Source organism: Pseudomonas sp. LAM2023 (genome assembly GCF_016620375.1).
GTDB lineage: Bacteria > Pseudomonadota > Gammaproteobacteria > Pseudomonadales > Pseudomonadaceae > Aquipseudomonas > Aquipseudomonas anuradhapurensis.
The window spans coordinates 1-1533 of sequence record NZ_JAENHV010000019.1 but is presented as its reverse complement, the minus strand read 5'-3'; the positions used below and the strand labels follow the sequence as shown (position 1 = coordinate 1533).

3 protein-coding genes are annotated in these 1533 nt (G+C 50.9%); all 3 read right to left on the bottom strand.

Annotated elements, in window-relative coordinates; translation table 11 throughout:
* Positions 1 to 213: hypothetical protein (locus JKP78_RS12500; RefSeq protein WP_325166796.1), on the bottom strand; the 213-nt coding region annotated here is incomplete at its 3' end.
* A 12-nt stretch (positions 214 to 225) separates the two neighbouring features.
* Positions 226 to 810 (bottom strand): hypothetical protein, encoded by a 585-nt coding sequence (locus JKP78_RS25275; RefSeq protein ID WP_325166795.1) that lies wholly within the window; start codon positions 808 to 810, stop codon positions 226 to 228.
* 15 nt (positions 811 to 825) lie between these two features.
* Positions 826 to 1533, bottom strand: a 708-nt coding sequence (locus JKP78_RS25075) for an RHS repeat domain-containing protein (RefSeq protein WP_234454604.1), incomplete at its 5' end; no start/stop codon positions are given.

The following is a 1533-nucleotide window of genomic DNA, read 5'->3' as shown; positions in this document are numbered from 1 at the left end:
ATGAATCAGGTTGCCGCGTTCGTCGTACTTGTAATGGGTCCCGGCGTACTCGCGCAGCAGGTTATCCATCAGCTTGTTGCGCCGTGGGTCAGCTTCCAGCGGGCGGTTCAGTTCCTGGCTCTTCTGGTCGAGCAAGTTGCCGGCCGGGTCGAAGGCGAAGGTTTTTGCGCCCAGGTGTTTTGATGGCTTGGAAAAATACCGCCAGGCTCGCAAAATCCCACCACTTCAGGAGAACTGAAATGTCAATACTCCTTGCACGGTTGGTCTGGAACCTAGCTGAAAATTATCCTTTAAGAAAACATAGACCACCCCATCGGAAAACATACCTGACTCTTCAGCAAAACCAATATCAATATCATCACCATTAATCATTATCCGGCAACTGCTTCCTTGCAAATACTCCACGTCTTGCACCCAAGCGATCGCCCCGCCTATTCGTGAAGTAAAATCTTTACCGGTTTCAGCCGCACTCGAAACCTCAAGCTCGACCTTCCGAGCCGGAGAAAGATCGCCATACTCATTACGAACATGACCACAATTATCATGATATATAACTACAGACTCATTTTCACCATCAATGGTTAGCTCCACCCAATGAAGATAAGTATCTTCTTGATCGTAAGGTGTAAACAACGACAGCCAGCCCTCCGCGCCTTCTTCGACCCAGCCTGCCGGAACAGTCATTAGATGTAGAAGCGCCTTGCCTTTGGAGTCCTTGGGCCACGCAAAATCAGTTGGTAAATGGCAACCGCCTCCCACATGGGGAACCTGAGCACTTACAGCCTCCGGCTTGAATATTAGCTTCTTCAAAACTCCATCCTCCTATCAGCTGCAGCAACACATATTCTTCAAAAAAGCATTTGACTGTTTTCGCATTCGTTTCGCTTGAGCCGAGCTCATACCTGACTTCCTGACGGCTCCTTGCCATACATCCATCTGCCTCTTGCTAGGCTTACCATCGGCACCAAATTCGAATTCATTTTTTCCGTTAGTCCCCAGATGTTCCCTCGACAAGGCGGTTTCAAGTCTATGCACATTGACGTGTTGAGACCTCGTGAGTGCAATTGATGGATTGCTGTCCATCCGTGAACCGTCTGAACACCCCATCTGCTCAAGCGCCTTGTTTCTAACGAGTTCATGGGCATCAAGCTTGTCGCCCGTGTGCTTTTGGCCAGTCAACTCACCATAAGAGCCTAATTGACCCGCCGCTGCCAAACCAAGTGGGTCGATCCACTCGACAGGGCTTGGTGCATAGATAAGCAGGTTGATCCCGCCTGCATAGCTAATCGGATCCAAGCTAACAAATCGCCCAGCCTTTGGATCATAGTATCGATAGCGGTTGTAGTGCAGCCCCGTCTCATGGTCATGGTATTGGCCTTGGAAGCGAATCGGGTTACCCAGTCCGTGCTGTCTGGCCCAGTCCGAGCGCTCCTCTTTGACTTCACCCCACGCCTTGTACTGCCCCGCCCAAGCAACATTGCCCTGCTCATCGGTCAGCTCCATCGGCGTACCGAGATGGTCGCACTGATACCA